At 70.8% G+C, this 17685-nt stretch carries 6 protein-coding genes; all 6 read right to left on the reverse strand.

What is annotated here, in order from left to right; all coding sequences use genetic code 11:
• Positions 1 to 27: 27 nt before the first annotated feature.
• Positions 28 to 300 (reverse strand): Rpn family recombination-promoting nuclease/putative transposase, encoded by a 273-nt coding sequence (locus ABZV58_RS17205; RefSeq protein ID WP_355001167.1) that lies wholly within the window; start codon positions 298 to 300, stop codon positions 28 to 30.
• Positions 228 to 1040, reverse strand: a complete 813-nt coding sequence (locus tag ABZV58_RS17210; protein WP_355001079.1) for an ABC transporter permease — start codon at positions 1038 to 1040, stop codon at positions 228 to 230. Before ABZV58_RS17210 ends, ABZV58_RS17205 begins: the two co-directional genes overlap by 73 nt.
• Complete coding sequence (locus ABZV58_RS17215; RefSeq protein ID WP_355001080.1) at positions 1040 to 1858, reverse strand: ABC transporter permease; 819 nt, start codon at positions 1856 to 1858, stop codon at positions 1040 to 1042. The genes ABZV58_RS17210 and ABZV58_RS17215 overlap by 1 nt, the downstream gene beginning before the upstream one ends.
• Positions 1855 to 2826 (reverse strand): ATP-binding cassette domain-containing protein, encoded by a 972-nt coding sequence (locus tag ABZV58_RS17220; protein ID WP_355001081.1) that lies wholly within the window; start codon positions 2824 to 2826, stop codon positions 1855 to 1857. Before ABZV58_RS17220 ends, ABZV58_RS17215 begins: the two co-directional genes overlap by 4 nt.
• Entirely contained in the window at positions 2823 to 16895 is a 14073-nt protein-coding gene (locus ABZV58_RS17225) for an amino acid adenylation domain-containing protein (protein ID WP_355001082.1), read from the reverse strand. The genes ABZV58_RS17220 and ABZV58_RS17225 overlap by 4 nt, the downstream gene beginning before the upstream one ends.
• A gap of 249 nt (positions 16896 to 17144) precedes the next feature.
• Positions 17145 to 17603 carry an AMP-binding protein gene (locus ABZV58_RS17230; RefSeq protein ID WP_355001083.1) on the reverse strand — a complete coding sequence of 153 codons (459 nt, stop codon included), beginning with the start codon at positions 17601 to 17603 and terminating at the stop codon, positions 17145 to 17147.
• Positions 17604 to 17685 lie beyond the last annotated feature (82 nt).

A 17685-nucleotide genomic window follows, 5' to 3' on the forward strand; every position in this document is an offset into this window, starting at 1 on the left:
CTCGGCTTCCGGTGGTGCCGGTGATGATCAGGCGAAGACGTAGCGCGAGCGCAAGTGTTTGGACACGAAGCTACCCGGTTGTAGTTCGAGTCTGCCCCAATCGACCCGCGCGGCAACGGCTTCCGGTAGCGCGGAACGCAGCTCGGAGGCAGCGTCGGCGGGGCGGCTCAGTACGTGCCGGAAGTAGGCGTCGTGCCCATCCAGACCTCTGGCTCCGTCGCGGGGTCTCAGCGGCGGCTGGCTCGGCGGTAGCCGATGACGGCGGGTACGGCGAAGACGATGATCGCGCCGATCGACCAGAGGAAGGTCAGGGTGAGGGGGCGGGCGAGGGGGCCGCCGAGGGACAGGGCCTTCATGCTGTCCACGGCGGCCGACATGGGCTGGTTGCGTACCACGGGCTGGATCCACTGGGGGAAGGCGATCAGCGGGACGAAGCCGGTGCTGAAGAACATCAGCAGCGAGGTGAGGATCGTAATGCTCTCCACCAGCGTCGCTTTCGCGGTGAACACCGCGATGGCGGTGACCATGGTGGCGAACGCCAGCCCGAAGAGCACCGGAATGAACACGAACAGCAGCGCGGGCACGAACCCCTGTTGGAAGCGGAAACCCAGCAGATGACCGACGACGATCACCACGAGCGTGCCGAGCAGGATCCGGCAGCCCTCGGCGAGGATGCGGGAGATCAGCCCCGAGGAGCGGTGCACCGGCAGCACCCAGAAACGAGCCAGCAGGCCAGCGTCCCGCTCCCTGCCAAGCATCACCCCGCTCGCCACCGCGCCGCTCAGCGCGCCGACGACGGCCACCATCGGCACCGACCCGTAGAGCGCGTCGGTGCCGGAGAACTTCTGGATCTGCCCGCCGATGACGATGTCGAGCATCAGCAGCAGCAGGCACGGGATGATCAGGGTCTCCAGCAACGCCACCGGATTGCGCGACCAACGCAGCAGCAGGCGTTGGGTCTGAATCGCGGTGTGCCGCAGCAGCGAGAACGGCGAGGTCTCGCCGTGCGTGAGCGTCCCGCGTTCCGTTGTCAGTACCATCACGCCCTCCTCTTGCTCAGCCGGAGCGCGAGCGGCAGGCAGATGACGAATATCGCCCCCGCCCAGAACAGCGGCGGACCCATCAGCGCCCAGCTCACCTCGCCCGCGTTGCCTGTCGTGTCCCCCGCGAGCGCGCGCAGCCCGACGACGAACTGCGAGACGGGCTGGTTGCGCACGAAAGGCTGGATCCACTCGGGGAATTGAGACGCCGGAGCCAACCCGGTGGACAGCATGCCGAGAATCAACGGCGGCAGCACCAGTGCCTGCGTCGTCGCCTCCGGACTCTTGGCCGCCGTTCCGATGACATCGGCGCCCAGCGTGAACGCGACGCCGATGAGCAGCGAGAAGGCCAGGAACCCGAGCGTGTGCCAGGTATCGAGCCGGAAGCGGAAGCCGATCACGTGCCCGCACACCAGCCCCGCCGATATCGCGATGAACAGCCGGAACATGTTGCCGGACATCCGCGCCGCGACCGGGACCATCGGACCGATGGGCATCGAGCCGAAGCGGCGGTCGAGCCCGGAGACGGCGTCGCTTGCCGAACGGAAGGCCGCGCCGATGGCGGTGAACGCGCAGGCTTGCAGGATGACGAGAGGCATCATGTACTGCGCGTAGCTGCTGAAGCCGGTGCCGATGACGGTCATCACCGTCTTGAGCGGAATGTAGAAGCTGGCCGTGAAGGCGGCGGGCGCGACGATGGAGCTGAGCACCTCGCCGGTCTTGACCGCGGGCGTCACCAGTCGCGTGGTGAGCACCCACCACTGCTGCGCGCGGACCGGGGTGGCGCGCGTGTCGGTCAGCCAGGCCCCGGCGGTCATGCGACTTCTCCGGTTTCCGCGACGGCGAGATGCCCGGTGAGCTGGAGGAACACGTCGTCCAGCGAGGGACGGCGCAGGGCGATGTCGACCAGTTCGAGACCGGACGAGTCCAGCCGCCGCAGCGCCTCGGCGAGCGTCTTGGCTCCTTCGGGGGCGGGGATCGCGATGCGGTCCGACTCGGGGGTGAGCGCGGCCCGGTTCTCCTCGGGCAGCAGCGAGCCGAGCGCGGTGGCGATGGCGGGCAGATCCTCCAACCGCAGCGGGACCACCTCGCAGTAGCTGCCGCCGGTGCGCGACTTCAGTTCGTCGGCGGTGCCGTCGGCGATGACCACGCCGTGATCGATGACGATGATCCGGTCGCACAGCGCGTCGGCCTCTTCCAGGTACTGCGTGGTGAGCAGCGTGGTGATGCCGTGCTTGCGGAAGCTCGACACCAGATCCCACACGCCCTGTCGGCTGCGCGGATCGAGCCCGGTGGTGGGCTCGTCGAGGAACACCACGTCGGGCCGGACGACGAGCCCGCACGCGATATCGATGCGCCTGCGCATACCGCCGGAGTAGGTGCCCACCCGCCTGCCCGCGGCCTCGACCAGGTCGAACTCGGCGAGCAGTTCGTCGGCGCGTGCGCGCGCGGCCCCCTTGCGCAGGCCCATGAGCCTGCCGAACATGACCAGGTTCTCGTAGCCGCTGAGCATGTCGTCCAGCGCCGCGAACTGGCCGGTCAGCATGATCGAGCGGCGCACCGCCGCGGGGTCGGCGACCACGTCGTACCCGGCGACCTGGGCGCGGCCGCGATCCGGCGCGATGAGCGTGGACAGGATATTGACCGTGGTGGTCTTGCCCGCGCCGTTCGGGCCGAGGATGCCGAGCACCTCGCCCTGCGCGGCCGTGAAGTCGACGCCGCGCAGGGCGTGTACCTCACCGAAGGACTTCTCCACGCCCTCCACCACAACTCCGCTGTCGTTCACTGCATGCCTCCAAGATGCTCGTCGAGCACACGCGCGATGACGGGAAGCACGTGTGGTGCGGTCAGTTCGTCGTGGGTGACCTCGACGTCGTGGTTGGTGATCACGCCGGTGATGTACGGACGCCAGCCCTCAGGGCCGAAGATGTCCGAGGTGTCCACGGTGGCACTGAAATACAGGGCGTCGCCGTGATAGACGGGACGCTGATAGCCGGTCCTGGTCCGCGCCGAGGCGTTGTAGGACCCGGCCATCCGCTCCAGAGTGTCGGCGTCCACCAGCGCCACGCCGCCGGTCCGCTCGGCGATCAGCGCGGCCGCCTCCTGCGCCGTGGCGTCGGCGGGCACGTCGTCGATGCCGAACACCGCACCGAAAGTGCTGATGAACGAGCCCGCGGTGAGCGGTTCGATGCTGTCGCCGTCGATGTCGGCGGTGTCGGCGTCGAGCAGGGCGAGCACGCCGACCGGCGCGCCCTCCTGCTCGAGGCGGGTGGCGACGGCGTGCGCGATGAGCCCGCCGAACGACCAGCCGAGCAGGTGATACGGGCCTTCCGGCTGCACGGCGCGAATCTCGCGCACGTAGCGTTCGGCGAATTCCTCGATGCTGCGCATGGACGGTTCGCGACCGCTCAGGTCCGGCGCTTGCAGGCCGTAGATCGGGCGGCCCGGCGCGAGCGCCTCCGCGAAACCCAGGTAGGTCCATGCCATTCCGGACGACGGGTGGATGCAGAACAGCGCGGGTTCGTCGCCGCCGAGCCGGATCGGCAGCAGCACGTCGAGCCCGAGCGCGGTGCCCGGCGCGGGCGGCGCGGCAGCGACCGCGAGTTCGGCCATCGCCCGCTCCTCCTCCGCGCCAGCGGCGCGCGCTTCCGGGGTGGCGGCGAATTCGGCCGCGACACCGAGCATTTCGATCCAGAGGCGCGAGAGCTCGGCCACCTCGGCGCGGTTCAGCAGCGTGGCGGGGAAGCCGAAGGTGGCGCGCAGCCGGTCGCCGAGAACCACGGCGTTCACGTCGATCTCGGCTTGCAGCGGCACGTTCGGGTATTCGGTCGCGGGCAGGTCGCCGAGTTCGTCGGTGGGCAGCCAGCCGAGTCCCTCCAGGCCAGGCGGGATCTCGCCGGTCGCGTAGCGGCCCAGGTAGTTGAACGCGACCCGCCCCGGGAGACGACGCGGAAGCTGTTCGGCCGTGTCGTGATTCAGGTAGCGCAGCAGACCGAACCCGATGCCCTTGTCCGGCACGGCGAGCAGTTGGTGCTTGATCGCGCGGATCGCCTGACCCAGCGCGGGGCCGCCCGCCATGGCCTCGTCGACGTCGACCGTGCCGAGGTCGAGGCGCACCGGATAGACGCTGGTGAACCAGCCGACGGTCCGGGAAAGGTCCGCGCCGGGGATCACTTCCTGCTGACGACCGTGCCCTTCCAGCCGGACCAGGACGCTGCGATCCGCGGTGGCGCGCCACTTGTGCACGGCCAGCGCCAGTGTGGTGAGCAGTGCGTCCTCGACGCCGCCGTGGAACAGCGCCGGCAGCGTGGTCAGCAGCGCCGTGGTGACGTCCTCGGAGACCTCCGCCTCCACCATGCGCAACGTCCCCGCCTGATCGACGGCCGGATCGAGTTCCCGTCCGCCGATCAGCGGATCGGGCCCGTCGATCAGGTCGCGCCAGTAGCCCAGTTCGGCGACTCGCTCGGCCCGGTGCGCCTCCTCGGTGAGCGCGTGCGACCAGCGGCGCATCGACGTCCCGGTCTCGGCGAGCACCGGCGTCGCACCCGTGGAGATTTGCGCCCAGGCGGCCATCAGATCGGGCACCAGAATCCGCCAGGACACGCCGTCCACGACGAGGTGGTGCGCGATCACGATGAGACGACCGGCGCGGCTGCGGTCTCCGGCCTCGCCGACCGGGTCGAGCCAGACGAACTGCAACACCACACCGCGCGCCGGGTCCAGCCGGTTCATCGCGGATTCCAGTTCGGTGAGCGCGTATTCGCGCAGGTCGACCGTGTCCGCGTCGGCGGCGAACTCGATGCGTCTGATCAGCCCCGCCACGTCGACGCCGCCCGGCTCGGCCACCTCCAGCCGCCAGTCCGGCGCGCGGAACAGCCTGGCGCGCAACATGTCGTGCCGGTCCACCACGGCCGCCACGGTCGCGGTCAGCTGCTCGGGACGGATGCCGACTGGTAGTTCGAGCACCGCGGTCTGCGCGAAACGGTCGAAGTCGCCGCCGCGTTCGATCATGTACCGCACGATCGGCGGCAGCGGCATATCGCCGACGCCACCGCCGGGCAGTTCCTCCAGCACCACCAGTTCGCCCGCGGCGTCGGCCGCGGCGGCCAGTCCAGCCACGGTGCGGTGTTCGAACACTTGCAACGGCGTGATGGTCACCCCGCCCTGCCTGGCCCGGGAGACCAGCTGGATGGCCAGGATGCTGTCGCCGCCGAGCGCGAAGAAGGAGTCCTCGACGCCGACCCGCTCGCGACCGAGCAGTTCGGCGAAGACCGCCGCCAGGGTCTCCTCGGTGGGCGTGCGCGGCGCGACGTATTCGGTGCGGTCGTCGGCGAACACCGGTTCCGGCAACGCTTTCCGGTCGAGCTTGCCGACCGCGTTGAGCGGAATCGCGTCCAGCACGACGAAAGCCGAGGGCACCATATACCCGGGCAGTGACTCGGCGGCGTGCGCGCGCAGCGCGTCCACGTCCAGCTCGACGCCGGATTCGTGGACTACGTAGGCGGCCAGCGCGGTACCGCCGGACGGTCCGCGAACACCGAGCGTCACGGCGAAGTCCACGCCGTCGGCGCGACCGAGCACGGCGTCGATCTCGCCGAGTTCGATGCGCTGACCACGCACCTTGACCTGGAAATCCGTGCGGCCGACATATTCCAGTCCGCCGTCGGCGATCCAGCGCACCAGGTCGCCGGTCCGGTACATCCGCTCGCCCTGCGCGCCATACGGATTCGCGACGAAGCGGGTCGCGTTCAGGTCCGGTCGGGCGTGGTAGCCGCGCGCCAGCGCGGGCCCGGCGAGGTACAGCTCGCCCGCGACGCCCACCGGCGCCGGCCGCAGCCGCCCGTCGAGCACCAGCACCGACGCGCCGCGGATGGGACCGCCGATGGTGACCGGTGCGCCCACCGCCAACGGACCCGAACCCGTTGCCCAGATGGTGGATTCGGTAGGCCCGTACAGGTTGACCATGGTCCGGCCCTGCGCCCACCGCTCCACCAGTTCCGCGCCGACCGCCTCACCGGCGACGGCCAGCACCCGCAGACTCGACACCCGCGCCGGGTCCACCGTGGCCAGCGCCGACGGGGTGATCACCGCGTGGGTGACGCCCTCGGCCTCGATCAGCTCGGCCAGCGCGTCCCCGCCGAACACCTCCGGCGGCGCGACCACCGAGGCCGCGCCCGCGCCGAAGGCCATGATCGCCTCGAACACCGACGCGTCGAAACTCGGTGAGGCGACCTGCAATACCCGCGCGTGCTCGTCGAGCGCCAGCGACTCGCACTGTGCCGCGACGAGATCGGCGATGCCGCGGTGCGAGACCGTGACGCCCTTGGGCGTTCCGGTGGAGCCGGAGGTGTAGATCATCCACGCCGGATGGTCCGGTCGGATCGGTGCGCGCGGCTCGTCGGCGCGCAGCGGGGTGTCGTCTGCGCCGCGCCAGCGGGCTGCGAAGGTGGGGTCGTCGAGGACCAGCCACTTGGTTTCCGCGGGCAGCTGCGGCCGGTGCGCGGCGACGGTGAGGCCGAGCACCGCGCCGGAGTCGGTGAGCATGTGCTCGATGCGGTCCACCGGATGCTTCGGGTCGACCGGCAGGAACGCCGCGCCCGCCGCGGCGGCCGCCCACATACCGATCAGCAGCTCCGCGCCCCTGGTCAGTCCGAGCGCCACCACCGTCTCCGGCCCGGCCCCCGCCTCGATCAGCAGACGGGCGAGCTGCGCTGCACGGGAGATCAATTCGCGGTAGGTCGTCGTCACACCCGCGGCGACCACCGCGTGCCGCTCCGGATACGCGGCCGCCGTCGCGGCGAACACCTCGGGCAACGTGCGCACCCCGGCCGACTCCGGGCCGCTGGCGGGCACCAGTTCGGCGCGTTCCAGCGGCACGAGCAGATCGATGTCGCCGAGGCGCTGTTCCGGGTCGGCCACCACCGCGGCCAGCACCGCGAGCCACCTGCGAGCGAGAGTGTCGACCGTCGGCGCGTCGAACAGATCGGTGGCGTAGGTCAGCGTGGCGTCGATACCGGCCCGCTCGGCGTCGTCGTAGCGCTCGCGCAGGTCGAGGGTCAGGTCGAACTGTGACGCGTCGCGATCCAGATCCTCCACCGCGATGCGCAGTCCGGGCAGCTCGAGCGCGGGCTCGACGAAGTTCTGCAAGGAGAGCGACACCTGGAAGATCGGGTGGTGCGCCGTGGACCTGGCCGGGTTCAGCACCTGCACCAGGCGTTCGAACGGCACGTCGGCGTTGGCGAACGCGTCGAGGTCCGAAGAACGCACGGCGGCGAGGAAGTCGCGGAAGGATCGGTCGGGGTCGACCGGCGTGCGCAGCGCGAGGGTGTTCACGAACATGCCGACCATCTCGTCCAGCGCGGCCTCCCCGCGCCCGGCGACCGCGGTGCCGATCACCACGTCGTCGGCGCTGCCGAGGCGAGCGAGCAGCACCGCGAGCGCCGCGTGCACGAGCATGAACATGCTCACCTCGGTGTCCGCGGCCAACTCCGCCATGGCCCGGTGCAGCGGCCGCTCGACCGCGAAGTCCAGGTCCGCGCTGCGCATGGACTGCACCGCGGGCCGCGGCCGGTCGGCGGGCAGCTCGAGCAGATCCGGTGCGCCGGAAAGGGATTCGGTCCAGAAGCGAATCTGCTTGGCGGCCAGTGACTCCGGGTCGGATTCGTCGCCGAGCAGTTCCCGGTGCCACAGCGCGAAATCGGTGTACTGCACCGGCAGCGCGGCCAGGGCCGCTTCCTGGCCCATGGTGGCCGCGGCGTAGGCGGTCATCAGGTCGGTGGCCAGCGGCGCCATCGACGCGCCATCGGCGCTGATGTGGTGCACCACCAGGACGACGACGTGCACCGGCGTCGCCCGGCCGTTGCCTTCGGCCGTGCGCAAACGGAACAGGCCGACCCGCAGCGGTCGCTCGGTCACCAGGTCGAAGCCGACACCGGCCAGTTCGATGATCCGATCCCGCAGCGGCGCACCGGGTTCGGTGTCGACCGCGCGCAGTTCCGGCGCGGCGACCTCGGCGTCGAGGACGACTTGGCGCGGGCCCTCCGCGTCGGCCGGATACATGGTGCGCAGGCTTTCGTGCCGGTCGACGACCGCGCGCAGCGCGCGTTGCATGGCCGCCACGTCCAGGTCGCCGGTGAGACGCAGCGCGACCGCGATGTTGTAGGCGGGCGAGGTGGGATCCAGCCGGTTGAGCACCCACATCCGCTGCTGGGCGGGCGAGAGCGGAATCCGGTCCGGCCGGATGCGCGGCGCGAGCGCGAAGCGGGCGCGCTCCCCCGCCGCAGCCGGGACCACCCGCGCCGACAGCCGCGCGACCGTGGGCGCGTCGAACAGGTCGCGCAGCGCGATCGTCGCGCCGAGCGCCGCGTTGACCCTGGCCACCACCTTGGTCGCGCTGAGCGAGTTGCCGCCCAGCTCGAAGAACGAATGGTCGATGCTGACGCGCTCGGTGTCGAGCACCTCAGCGAACACCTCGGCAACGGCCTGCTCGACCGGTGTGCGCGGCGCCAGGTACCTGCGCAGGAACGCCGCGAAATCGGGCACGGGCAGCGCCTTGCGATCCAGCTTGCCGACCGGCGTCAACGGGACCTCGTCCAGCACGACGAGATAGCCGGGCACCATGTAGCCGGGCAACGCGCCCGCGATACGCGAGCGCAACCGTTCGGTGTCGTATTCCTCGGCGGCACCGACAGATTCGCGTCCCGCGTCGCTGAGCACCACGTAGGAGACGAGCACGGTCTCACCGGCCGGGCCCGGCATGCCGACGGTCGCGGCGTATTCCACGTGGTCGTCGGCGGCGAGCACCGCGTCGATCTCGCCGAGTTCGATGCGCAGACCGCGGATCTTGACCTGGAAATCGCTGCGGCCCAGGTACTCCAGCTCCAGCACCGGTCCGCCCGGGCGGTCGGATTCGACCCAGCGCACCATGTCGCCGGTGCGGTACATCCGCTCGCCGCGCGCGCCGTACGGGTTCGCCACGAAACGAGCCGCCGTCATCCCGAAGCGGTTGAAGTAGCCGCGCGCGATCCCGGGGCCCGCCAAGTACAGCTCGCCCTCGACCCCGACCGGAACCGGGCGCAACCAGGTGTCGAGCACCATGACCGCGGCGCCGCGGATCGGGCCGCCCATGGTGACCGGCTCACCGGGCTCCAGCTCGCCCGGACCTGTCGCCCAGATGCTGAATTCCGTTGGGCCGTAGAGGTTCAGCATGCGCCTGCCGACCGCCCACTGCGCGGTCAGCTCCGGCCCGGCGGCTTCGCCCGCGACCGAGAGGACGCGCAGGTCGGTGAGACCGGCCGGGTCCATCGTGGCCAGCACCGATGGCGTGATCACCGCGTGGGTGACCCGCTCGGCGCGCAGCAGGCGCTCGAGCTCCTCGCCGCCGTACACCTCCGGCGGAGAGAGCACCAGTTGTCCGCCGACCGTGTGCGCGGCGAGCAGCTCGAAGACCGACGCGTCGAAGCTCGGCGAGGCGACCTGCAAGGCCTTTACCGTGTGGTCCAGGTCCATCGATTCGCGTTGCGCCGTCGTCAGATTCGCGACACCGCGATGGCTGAGCAGTACCGCCTTCGGCTTGCCGGTGGAGCCGGAGGTGTAGATCAGGTAGGCGGTCTGGTCCATCCGGATCGCGCCGCCGCGCTCCTCGTCGGTGATCGGCCCGTCCGGCACCGTCAGCGCCCTGCGCATGGTGTTCAGGTCGTCGAGCAGCAGCCAGTCGATCGTGCTCGGCAAGGTCTCGCCGGTGGCGCGCACCGTCACGCCGATGGGCGCCTTGGAATCGGTGAGGATGTGCTCGATCCGCTCCACCGGGTAGTTCGGATCCAGCGGCAGGAACGCCGCGCCCGTCTTGACCAGCGCCCACACCGCGACCACGGACTCCACCGAGCGGGTCAGCGCGAGCACGACGAAGACCTCGGCACCGATGCCGCGGCGCAGCAGCACCCTGGCGAACCGGTTCGACCACGCGTCGAGTTCGCGGTAGGTCATGGTGTCGCCGTTCGCGCTGACCGCGAGGGCATCAGGGTTCACCGCTGCGCCCGCGGCGAGGATCTCGGGCAGGGTGCGCTGCGGCACCGAATCGGGACCGTGCACCGGCAGCAGTGTGGCGCGCTCGACGGCGTCGCAGTGCTGCAACCGCGCGACACCGATCTCCGGGTGCTCGGCGATCTGCTCGAGCAGCATGACGAACCGGTCGAGCAACCTGCGCGCGGCGGACTCAGCCAGCTGGTCGGCCATGTACTTGACCGTGACCCGCAGCTTGTCGCCCGGCTCGCCGGGCATCCCGTGCAGCGGAATCACCATGAGGTTCAACGGGTACGGCGTCGCGTCGGTCCCCGCGATGTCGAGGATCCGCATGCCCGCGATGTCCAGCGACTGCGACAGCGCCTCGCGATCGATCGGATACGACTCGAAAACGGTGAGGGTGTCGAACAATTCGGCGAGGCCGACGGCCTGGTGGATGGCGGCGAGTCCGACGTGCTGGTGGTCCAGCAGCCTGGCCTGCTCGGTCTGCACGCGGGTCAGCAGATCCGCCACCCGCTCCGCCGGATCGAGCCGCACCCGCACCGGCAGGGTGTTGATGAACAGGCCGACCATGTCCTCGACCCCGGCCAGCTGCGGCGGCCTGCCGGACACCGTGCCACCGAACACCACGTCGGTGCGTCCGGTCAGCATGGCGAGCAGCAGCGCCCACGCCGCCTGCACGGCCGTGTTGACGGTCGCGCCCGCGGCGCGGGTCGTCGCCTCCAGCCGCGAGACGGTCTCGGCGGGCAGGTCGAAGGACACCATGCCGGATTCAGTGGACTGAATGCCCGCCAGCGTCGGGACCGCGCGAGTCGGCGCGTCGATTCCGGCCAGCGCCTCACGCCACGCGGCCAGGGACGCGGAACTCGCGGGACCGGTGAGCATTTCGGCGGCACGTTCGAGATCGGTCACCTGCGACTCGGCCGTCGCAGGGGGTTCCGCCGCGGCAACGGGCGGTTCACCAGCCCCGCTGGGTTCCGCTGCGACAGGGCCGCGTTCGTCGGCGGCGGGGCGGAGTTCAGCTGTGGCCGGGATACGCTCGGCCGCTTCCTGTTCGGCGAGCCAGGCGAGGAACGAGCGATAGGACGGGGCTGGGGGCAGCACGTCCGCGGCGCTCGCGCCCGCGCCCGAGGCGATGTAGACGGTCAGCAGCTCGCGGACCAGCAGCGGCGTCGACCAACCGTCCAGCACCAGGTGGTGATTGGTCATCAGCAGGGTGTAGGTGTCGTCGGCGGTGCGGATGAGCTGGAAGCGCAGCAGTGGCGGGCGGGTGAGGTCGAAGCGAGTGTTCGCGTCGAGGGCCAGGATCCGGTCGAGTTCCCTTGTGCGCTGGCCGTCTTCGGCGAGGTGCGTGAGATCTGCTTCGTGCCAGCGCACTTCGGCGTCGGCGAGCACCAGCTGGCGTGGACCGTCCGGCGTCTCGACGAACGCGACCCGCAGGTTCTCGTGCCGGTCGACGAGCACCTGCGCCGCGGCGCGCAACCGCGCGGCGTCGACCCGGCCCGCCAGGGTGAGCCTGGTCTGCACGGTATAGCCGTCGGCGGTGTCGGTGTCGTACCAGGCGTGGAAGAGCAGGCCGTATTGCAGCGGCGACAGCGGCCACACGTCGGCCAGGTTCGGGTAGGTGCGCTCCCAGCCCTCGATCTGCTGCTGAGTCACCGTGGCGAGCGGGAAGTCCGACGGGGTGTGGCCGCCCGCACCGGTCGTCCGCGCGTGGTCGGCGAGCGCGGTGAGCGCGGTGGTCCAGTGCTCGGCGAACGCGCGGACGTCGTCCTCGGCGAGCAGTTCGGTGGCGTAGGCCCAGGTGACCTCCAGGCCCGCGGCGCCCATGATGGCGTTGACGTCCACGACGGCGGGCAGCGGCGCGCGGTCGTCCTGCGTCGCGGCGAATCTCCTCGGCAACCACGGCCCTTCGGGTCCGCCCGCAGCGCGACCGAGGTAGTTGAAGCTGATCTGTGGGGTGGGCGCGGCGGCCAGTTCGCCCGCGGTCCGCGGATTCAGGTACCGCAGCATGCCGTATCCGACGCCGCGGTCGGGAATCGCGCGCAACTGCTCCTTGGCCGCCTTGATCGCGAGACCGGCCGCGGGTCCGCCCGCGAACGCGTCGTCCATGTCGATGCCCGCGAGATCGATCGCGACCGGATACACGCTGGTGAACCAGCCCACCGTGCGCGCGAGATCCGCGCCGGGCAGCACCGATTCCTCGCGCCCGTGCCCCTCGAGGGTGAACAGCGCACCGGACCTGGTCCGCCACCGCGCGACCGCCATGGTGAGCGCGGCGAGGAGCACATCGTCGGCGCCGCAGTGGAACAGCGCGGGCACCGTGTCCAGCACTGCGGTCGCGGTCTCCACCGGCACGGTGGTCCGCACCTCGGCCGCGGTGGCCACGGTGTCCACCCCCGGGTCCGCCGCTCGCGCACCGAGTGGGGCGTCCGGCGTGGCGAGCACGCGCCGCCACACGGGGAGTTCGGTCGCGCGCGCCGCCGCCTGCTCGACGTTCGCGTGCGCCCAGCGGCGGTACGAGGTACCGACGGGCTCCAGCTCGCCGCCGGAGAAGGCGGTGGCCAAGTCGGGCAACAGAACTCGCCAGGAGACGCCATCGGTGACCAAGTGGTGGAGAACCAACCAGAGCCGGGTGCCCTCGGCGATGCCATGGCCGTCGGCGACGTCGACACCGCCGGTGGCGTGCGCATCGGCGCCGCGGCCCTCCCTGCCAACGTCTACACCATCGGCGGTGCGAGCATCGGCACCACGGCCGCCATCGGCGATATCGACACCATCGGTGCCGCGCACATCGGCGCCACGGCCCGCATCAGCGATGCCACGGCCACCATCGGCGGCGTCATCGGCAAGGCCGATGCCATCGGCGGCACGCGCATCAGCGCCACGACCCGCACCGGCGATGCCACGGCCACCATCGGCGGCGTCTACACCATCGGCGCCCCGCGCACCAGCGCCACGACCCGCATCAGCGATGCCACGGCCACCATCGGCGGCGTCTACACCATCGGCGCCCCGCGCATCAGCGCCACGGCCCGCACCGGCGATGCCGCGGCCGCCTGTTGCCTCATCGGCAAAGCCGACACCCTCGGCGGCGCGAGCATCCATTCCACCGCCCGCACCGGCGATTCCGACCTCTTCGGCGGCCCGCGCGTCGATACCACCCTCGGCAGCGGCCACATCGACGACAGTCCCCTCGGCGAACTCCGCCGCACCACCGATGACGCCGGGAATGACGACGCCCACTCCATCGGTGGTGCCGGTGCCTGGAGCATCGACGACCGATTCACCGGCGGCCGAATTCGGTTCCACCAGAACGAACCGGGCGACCACCCCTGCCGCCGGATCAAGCCGATCGGCGGCGCGCTGCAAGGCATACTCGCAACTCACCTCGAGGTCGTCACCCGCGACCACCGAATCGATGCGTTCGGCCGCGCGCACCGAACCCGGCTCCGCGACAACCCATTCCCAGCCGTCCTCGCCCTTACGCAACGTGCTGCGCAGCACGTCGTGGTGGTCGATGAGCGTCTGCACCGCGGCGGTCAGCCGCGCGCGGTCGCCGTCCGGCGGCAGCGCGATCAGGACGGCCTGGCTGTAGCGGTCCCAGGTCTCGCCCTGATCGAGCATCGCGTGCACGATCGGGGTGATCTCGACGGAACCGACACCGCCACCGGGCAGTTCGAGCACCGCGGTGTCGGCGGCATCGGTGGCGACGGCGGCCAGCGCGGCCACCGTCTTGCGCTCGAACACGTCGCGCGCGCTGAACCGCAGACCGGCCGAGCGGGCGCGGGAGACCAGCTGGATGGAGATGATGCTGTCGCCGCCGAGCGCGAAGAAGTTCTCGTCGACGCCGACCGCGTCCAGGCCGAGCACCTCCGCGAAGAGCCCCGCGATCGTTTCCTCGCGGGGCGTGGACGGTGGGCGTCGCACGACGGTGCGCATACCGAAATCCGGTGCGGGCAGAGCTCTGCGGTCGACTTTGCCCACCGGCGTCAACGGGACACTGTCCAGCACCATGATCACCGTCGGCACCATGTAGGCCGGAAGACTTTCGCCGACAGCCGCTTTCAGCGCCTCCGGCTGCACCTCGACACCCGGCGCGCCGAGCACGTACGACACCAGGGCGGTGGCGCCGCTCGGCGTGGTCGCGCCGATGGTGAGGGCGAACTCGACCTCCGGCTGCCGCTCCAGCGCGGCGTCCACCTCGCCGAGCTCGATGCGATAGCCGCGCACCTTCACCTGGAAATCCCCGCGGCCCGCGTAATCCAGCTCCAGCCTGCCCTCGCGCTGCCGCCACCGAACCAGGTCACCGGTGCGGTACATGCGACCGCCGGGCTCGTACGGGTTCGCCACGAACCGGCTGGCAGTCAGCCCGGTGCGCTGGTGGTAGCCGCGCGCGACGGCGGGCCCGCCCAGGTACAGTTCGCCGACCACACCGGGCGCGACCGGTCGCAGCCACGGATCGAGCACCAGGCCGACCACGCCACGAGCCAGGCTGCCGATGCTGACCGGACCGTGCGGCGCCAGCGGCGCGCTGACGGTGACGGTGATCGTGGTCTCGGTGGGGCCGTACCCATTGAGTAGCGTGCGGCCCGCCCATCTCGCCACCAGCTCCGGCGGGCACGCGTCTCCGCCGACCACCACGGTGCGCAGGTCGGGCAAGGTTTCCGGGTCCAGCGAGCCGACCACGGCGGGTGTCACGTTCAGATGCGTGACCCGGTGCGCCCGCAGCACTTCGGCCAAGTCCTCGCCCGCGTAGGCGGCGGGCGGAACGACGGCGATCGACGCGCCCACCGCGAACGCGACGAGCAGCTCCTCGACCGAAATGTCGAAGCTCGGCGAGACCGCGTGCGCCACCACGGCATTCGCGTCCACACCGAACGACGCGCCGGACCCGGCGACCAGGTTCGCCAAGCCACGATGGGTCACGGTGACGCCCTTGGGCATGCCCGTCGAACCGGAGGTGTAGATGAGGTAGGCGGGCTGGTCGAGGTGGATCGCGGTGGTCCGCTCGGCATCTGTGATCGGGGCCGAATCCTGGTGCGCCAGCACCTCTTCGGTGTCGGAGTCGTCGAGCGTCAGCCAGGTGATGCGGTCGGGCAGCGCCGAACGCGCGCCCGTCACGGTGAGCCCGGCGACGACGCCGCTGTCCGCGACCATGTGCTCGATGCGGTCGGCGGGATACCCGGGATCGATCGGCACGAACGCGGCGCCGGTGCGCGCGACCGCCCAGACCGCAAGCACCGACTCGACGGAGCGTGGAATGGCCACGGCCACCGCGCTTTCCGGTCCGGCGCCCGCCGCGATGAGCAGCCGCGCGAGGCGGTTGGCGTAGGACTCGACCGCGCGATAGGTCAGCGACGTGCCGTCGGCGCGGATGGCGACCGCGTCCGGATCGACGGCCGCGCCGTCCGCCAGAATCTCGGCCAGCGTGCGCGGCGGCACCGACGCGGGTCCGCGGGCGGGCTCGAGCTCGGCACGTTCCTCGGGCGAGAGGACCGGCACCGCGTGCAGCGGCGCGTCCGGTCCCGCGGCAAGGAAGCGGTGCAGGAAGTCCAGAAATCTCCGGTGCTGCGCGGCGAGTTCTTCGTCGTCGTACAGGTTGGGATTGGCCTGGAAATCGATGTGGGTGTTCTCCGCGCCCATGCCCGGATACAGGTTCAGGAACAGGTCTTCGATCAGTCCCGAGGTCAGCACGTGCATCCGGCCGGTGACCTCGCCCAGCTGAATCCTGGTGTCCACCATCATCAGATTGACGGTCGGGCCGAACGAGGCCGCCTCGTCCAGCGACCAGCCGAGGTCGCGGACGATGTCCTCCTGGCGGTACCGCTGCCTGCGCAGCGCCGAGGTCAGTTCGCCCTGCGCGGACCTGATCAGTCCACCGACGGAGCTCTCGGCGCCGAGGGGCAGTCGCAGCGGCACGACGTTGGCGATCATGCCGCCGGAGCGCCGTAGCGCGGCGGTGGTGCGACCGGAGACGGGCAGGCTCAGTATCACTTCGGGCGCACCGGTCATCGCGCCGATATAGGCGCCGAACGCGGCCACCACCACGGGCGCGATGCTGGAGGACACCGACTTGGCCACCGCGTCCAGCAGTTCGGCGGTGGCAGGCGGCAATTCACCGGCCACCAGGGCGGGATGCGCATCCACCTCGGCCGCCCGGCCCGCCAGGCTGACGGGCTCGGACATGCCCGCGAGATGGTCGCGCCAGTACTGCGCGTCGGCCTGGAAGCGCTCGGAATCCCGGTAGGCGACATCCGCGTCCACGATGGTGCGCAGGTCGGCGGCCTTGTTCGGCGGCGCCTCGCGGCCCGCGAGCTCGGCGTTGTACAGCTCGGCGGTGCGCTGCACGAGGCTCATCGCGCCGAAGCCGTCCAGCAGGATGTGGTGGATGCGCTGGTACCAGTACCAGTGCTGGTCGCCCAGTCGCAGCATGGCGTACTTGCCGAGCCGGTCGCGCAGCAGATTCAGCGGCGCGGTGTACTCCGCGCGCATCCAGGCGTGCGCGGCGGCCACCGGATCGGGCTCGTCGCGCAGATCGACCACCAGCGTCTCGTCCTCGAGCGAGGTATCGATGACCTGGTAGGGAAATCCGTCCACCTCGATCAACCGAAGGTAGCCGCTGCCGAACTCGTCGACGGCTCGGCGCGCCACATCGGCTAGTAGATCCAAATCCAGCGGCCCGTGGAATTCCACGTACTGCGCGATCGAGATCGGGGTGTCACCCGCGAAGTGCTGGGCGAACCAGATGCCGCGCTGCGCCGCGGAAAGCGGAAAGGCGCCTGCGGGCAGCCGGTCGGCCGCGGCCACTGGAGTGAGAGACGGCTGTGGCATACAAGGTCCCTGCTGGGCTCAGGAAAAGACGGAAGAGAACATGTCGAGAGCGCGCGGTGCCCGTGCGGGGTGAGCGCGCTGTCGCCCGCGACGGGCTTCGACTCGTGTGGGAACGAGCCTTCCCGCGGATGAGTCGACCAGCGTGCGCATAGGAGTACTTCCCCTGGAGAGTCTAGCTCCGCACGCTGGTCGACAACTCGAAATCCGCATGTCAGGAAGGAGTTCCCGAAGCGGGACGTCGGCGCGTCGTCAGGACGCGCGCCGCATGGGCTCGCGCTCGGCGTCGGTGATCGGCGCGTCCGAGCCGGTGAGGTAGCGCACCAGCATCGCGCGGTCGTCGAGCAGCAGCCAGCCGATGGCGTCGGTCAGTTCGCCGCGCCGCGAGTGGGTGGTGACACCGAGCACGGCCGACTCGACCTCCACCGAACCGGACGTCGCGAGCACCGGGGTCGCGCCGGACTTGGCGATGGCCCACCGGGTGACGGCCGACTCGATGGTCGGCTCCACCGCCATGGCGACCGTGGTGCCCGGTCCGGCCCCCTCGCCGAGCAGCACCCTGGCGAGCCGATTCGACCATGAGTCCAGTTCGCCGTAGGTGAGGTCGCCGTCGGGGGTGGACACCGCGATGGCGGCCGGGTCGAAGCGGGTGACCGACGCGAGCGCGCCCGTCCGGGTCGGAACGGCAGGTGCGATGGTTTCGGTCGGCATTGCGGTGCTCCTCGGTATTCGGGCGGCGTTTCTTTCTGACTACTAATCTCGCCGTCCGGGGCCTTCCTCGACAGGAACCCCA

This window comes from Nocardia sp. NPDC004654 (assembly GCF_040609595.1).
Taxonomy (GTDB): Bacteria; Actinomycetota; Actinomycetes; order Mycobacteriales; family Mycobacteriaceae; genus Nocardia.